Origin of the sequence: Streptomyces sp. NPDC048604 (assembly GCF_043199435.1) — a bacterium.
In the GTDB taxonomy this organism is placed as follows: Bacteria; Actinomycetota; Actinomycetes; order Streptomycetales; family Streptomycetaceae; genus Streptomyces.
Map to the genome: position 1 here is coordinate 1 of NZ_JBICVX010000037.1, position 4,968 is coordinate 4,968.

Annotated in this window: 2 rRNA genes; both read left to right on the plus strand. The window is 57.5% G+C overall.

Annotation, left to right across the window (positions count from 1 at the left end):
• Positions 1-7 precede the first annotated feature (7 nt).
• Positions 8-1,531: ribosomal RNA gene (locus ACGFMM_RS35700) — 16S ribosomal RNA — on the plus strand.
• A 286-nt stretch (positions 1,532-1,817) separates the two neighbouring features.
• A 23S ribosomal RNA gene (locus tag ACGFMM_RS35705) occupies positions 1,818-4,936 on the plus strand.
• The 16S and 23S rRNA genes sit together here, the layout of an rRNA operon.
• Positions 4,937-4,968: the final 32 nt, after the last annotated feature.

Below are 4,968 nucleotides of genomic sequence, written 5' to 3' on the forward strand. Positions count from 1 at the left end.
GTAAACATTCACGGAGAGTTTGATCCTGGCTCAGGACGAACGCTGGCGGCGTGCTTAACACATGCAAGTCGAACGATGAAGCCCTTCGGGGTGGATTAGTGGCGAACGGGTGAGTAACACGTGGGCAATCTGCCCTTCACTCTGGGACAAGCCCTGGAAACGGGGTCTAATACCGGATACGACTGCGGGAGGCATCTCCTGCGGTGGAAAGCTCCGGCGGTGAAGGATGAGCCCGCGGCCTATCAGCTTGTTGGTGGGGTGATGGCCTACCAAGGCGACGACGGGTAGCCGGCCTGAGAGGGCGACCGGCCACACTGGGACTGAGACACGGCCCAGACTCCTACGGGAGGCAGCAGTGGGGAATATTGCACAATGGGCGAAAGCCTGATGCAGCGACGCCGCGTGAGGGATGACGGCCTTCGGGTTGTAAACCTCTTTCAGCAGGGAAGAAGCGAAAGTGACGGTACCTGCAGAAGAAGCGCCGGCTAACTACGTGCCAGCAGCCGCGGTAATACGTAGGGCGCAAGCGTTGTCCGGAATTATTGGGCGTAAAGAGCTCGTAGGCGGCTTGTCGCGTCGGATGTGAAAGCCCGGGGCTTAACCCCGGGTCTGCATTCGATACGGGCAGGCTAGAGTGTGGTAGGGGAGATCGGAATTCCTGGTGTAGCGGTGAAATGCGCAGATATCAGGAGGAACACCGGTGGCGAAGGCGGATCTCTGGGCCATTACTGACGCTGAGGAGCGAAAGCGTGGGGAGCGAACAGGATTAGATACCCTGGTAGTCCACGCCGTAAACGTTGGGAACTAGGTGTTGGCGACATTCCACGTCGTCGGTGCCGCAGCTAACGCATTAAGTTCCCCGCCTGGGGAGTACGGCCGCAAGGCTAAAACTCAAAGGAATTGACGGGGGCCCGCACAAGCAGCGGAGCATGTGGCTTAATTCGACGCAACGCGAAGAACCTTACCAAGGCTTGACATATACCGGAAAGCATTAGAGATAGTGCCCCCCTTGTGGTCGGTATACAGGTGGTGCATGGCTGTCGTCAGCTCGTGTCGTGAGATGTTGGGTTAAGTCCCGCAACGAGCGCAACCCTTGTCCTGTGTTGCCAGCATGCCCTTCGGGGTGATGGGGACTCACAGGAGACCGCCGGGGTCAACTCGGAGGAAGGTGGGGACGACGTCAAGTCATCATGCCCCTTATGTCTTGGGCTGCACACGTGCTACAATGGCAGGTACAAAGAGCTGCGATGCCGCGAGGCGGAGCGAATCTCAAAAAGCCTGTCTCAGTTCGGATTGGGGTCTGCAACTCGACCCCATGAAGTCGGAGTTGCTAGTAATCGCAGATCAGCATTGCTGCGGTGAATACGTTCCCGGGCCTTGTACACACCGCCCGTCACGTCACGAAAGTCGGTAACACCCGAAGCCGGTGGCCCAACCCTTGTGGAGGGAGCCGTCGAAGGTGGGACTGGCGATTGGGACGAAGTCGTAACAAGGTAGCCGTACCGGAAGGTGCGGCTGGATCACCTCCTTTCTAAGGAGCACAGCACCGATTGCAGACAAACGTTCTGCACGGTCAGCTCATGGGTGGAACGTTGATTAGTTGGCACGAGTGACCTGATGGTCTTCCCAGTACTGCTTCGGCGTGGAACGGAAGTCACGGACGGGGACTCGTGCCTGGCACGTTGTTGGGTATCTGAGGGTACGGCCGTAAGGTTTGTATCTTCGCGATGCCGGCCCCAGTGAACTCGTCATGTTGTGGCGGGGTGATGGGTGGCTGGTCGTTGCTTGAGAACTACACAGTGGACGCGAGCATCTGTGGCCAAGTTTTTAAGGGCGCACGGTGGATGCCTTGGCACCAGGAACCGATGAAGGACGTGGGAGGCCACGATAGTCCCCGGGGAGCCGTCAACCAGGCTTTGATCCGGGGGTTTCCGAATGGGGAAACCCGGCAGTCGTCATGGGCTGTCACCCATGCCTGAACACATAGGGCATGTGGAGGGAACGAGGGGAAGTGAAACATCTCAGTACCCTCAGGAAGAGAAAACAACCGTGATTCCGGGAGTAGTGGCGAGCGAAACCGGATGAGGCCAAACCGTATGCGTGTGATACCCGGCAGGGGTTGCGCATGCGGGGTTGTGGGATCTCTCTTTCACAGTCTGCCGGCTGTGAGGCGAGTCAGAAACCGTTGATGTAGGCGAAGGACATGCGAAAGGTCCGGCGTAGAGGGTAAGACCCCCGTAGCTGAAACATCAGCGGCTTGCTTGAGAGACACCCAAGTAGCACGGGGCCCGAGAAATCCCGTGTGAATCTGGCGGGACCACCCGCTAAGCCTAAATATTCCCTGGTGACCGATAGCGGATAGTACCGTGAGGGAATGGTGAAAAGTACCGCGGGAGCGGAGTGAAATAGTACCTGAAACCGTGTGCCTACAAGCCGTGGGAGCGTCGGACATAGCTTGCTATGTCTCGTGACTGCGTGCCTTTTGAAGAATGAGCCTGCGAGTTTGCGGTGTGTTGCGAGGTTAACCCGTGTGGGGAAGCCGTAGCGAAAGCGAGTCCGAATAGGGCGATTCAGTAGCGCGCTCAAGACCCGAAGCGGAGTGATCTAGCCATGGGCAGGTTGAAGCGGAGGTAAGACTTCGTGGAGGACCGAACCCACCAGGGTTGAAAACCTGGGGGATGACCTGTGGTTAGGGGTGAAAGGCCAATCAAACTCCGTGATAGCTGGTTCTCCCCGAAATGCATTTAGGTGCAGCGTCGTGTGTTTCTTGCCGGAGGTAGAGCACTGGATAGGCGATGGGCCCTACCGGGTTACTGACCTTAGCCAAACTCCGAATGCCGGTAAGTGAGAGCACGGCAGTGAGACTGTGGGGGATAAGCTCCATGGTCGAGAGGGAAACAGCCCAGAGCATCGACTAAGGCCCCTAAGCGTACGCTAAGTGGGAAAGGATGTGGAGTCGCAGAGACAACCAGGAGGTTGGCTTAGAAGCAGCCACCCTTGAAAGAGTGCGTAATAGCTCACTGGTCAAGTGATTCCGCGCCGACAATGTAGCGGGGCTCAAGCGTACCGCCGAAGTCGTGTCATTGCAGCATGAGGGCCAACGCCCGCTGTGATGGGTAGGGGAGCGTCGTGTGCCGGGTGAAGCAGCCGCGGAAGCGAGTTGTGGACGGTTCACGAGTGAGAATGCAGGCATGAGTAGCGATACACACGTGAGAAACGTGTGCGCCGATTGACTAAGGGTTCCTGGGTCAAGCTGATCTGCCCAGGGTAAGTCGGGACCTAAGGCGAGGCCGACAGGCGTAGTCGATGGACAACCGGTTGATATTCCGGTACCCGCTTTGAAACGCCCAATATCGAGCCCATTAATGCTAAGGCCGTGAAGCCGCCCCGGAGCCTTCGGGCAAAGGGGAGTGGTGGAGCCGCCGGCCCAAGGTGGTAGTAGGTAAGCGATGGGGTGACGCAGGAAGGTAGTCCAGCCCGGGCGGTGGTTGTCCCGGGGTAAGGGTGTAGGGCGTGTGGTAGGCAAATCCGTCACACATATAGCCTGAGACCTGATGCCGAGCCGATTGTGGCGAAGTGGATGATCCTATGCTGTCGAGAAAAGCCTCTAGCGAGTTTCATGGCGGCCCGTACCCTAAACCGACTCAGGTGGTCAGGTAGAGAATACCGAGGCGTTCGGGTGAACTATGGTTAAGGAACTCGGCAAAATGCCCCCGTAACTTCGGGAGAAGGGGGGCCACGTCTGGTGATGAGTCTTGCACTCTGAGCTGGGGGTGGCCGCAGAGACCAGCGAGAAGCGACTGTTTACTAAAAACACAGGTCCGTGCGAAGCCGTAAGGCGATGTATACGGACTGACGCCTGCCCGGTGCTGGAACGTTAAGGGGACCGGTTAGTGACCTTTCGGGGTTGCGAAGCTGAGAACTTAAGCGCCAGTAAACGGCGGTGGTAACTATAACCATCCTAAGGTAGCGAAATTCCTTGTCGGGTAAGTTCCGACCTGCACGAATGGCGTAACGACTTCTCGACTGTCTCAACCATAGGCCCGGTGAAATTGCACTACGAGTAAAGATGCTCGTTTCGCGCAGAAGGACGGAAAGACCCCGGGACCTTTACTACAGTTTGATATTGGTGTTCGGTTCGGCTTGTGTAGGATAGGTGGGAGACTTTGAAGCGGCCACGCCAGTGGTTGTGGAGTCGCCGTTGAAATACCACTCTGGTCGTGCTGGATGTCTAACCTCGGTCCGTGATCCGGATCAGGGACAGTGTCTGATGGGTAGTTTAACTGGGGCGGTTGCCTCCCAAAGGGTAACGGAGGCGCCCAAAGGTTCCCTCAGCCTGGTTGGCAATCAGGTGTTGAGTGTAAGTGCACAAGGGAGCTTGACTGTGAGACCGACGGGTCGAGCAGGGACGAAAGTCGGGACTAGTGATCCGGCGGTGGCTTGTGGAAGCGCCGTCGCTCAACGGATAAAAGGTACCCCGGGGATAACAGGCTGATCTTCCCCAAGAGTCCATATCGACGGGATGGTTTGGCACCTCGATGTCGGCTCGTCGCATCCTGGGGCTGGAGTCGGTCCCAAGGGTTGGGCTGTTCGCCCATTAAAGCGGTACGCGAGCTGGGTTTAGAACGTCGTGAGACAGTTCGGTCCCTATCCTCTGTGCGCGCAGGAATATTGAGAAGGGCTGTCCCTAGTACGAGAGGACCGGGACGGACGAACCTCTGGTGTGCCAGTTGTCCTGCCAAGGGCATGGCTGGTTGGCTACGTTCGGGAGGGATAACCGCTGAAAGCATCTAAGCGGGAAGCCTGCTTCGAGATGAGTATTCCCACCTCCTTGAGAGGGTAAGGCTCCCAGTAGACGACTGGGTTGATAGGCCGGATGTGGAAGCCCAGTAATGGGTGGAGCTGACCGGTACTAATAGGCCGAGGGCTTGTCCTCAGTTGCTCGCGTCCACTGTGTTAGTTCTGAAG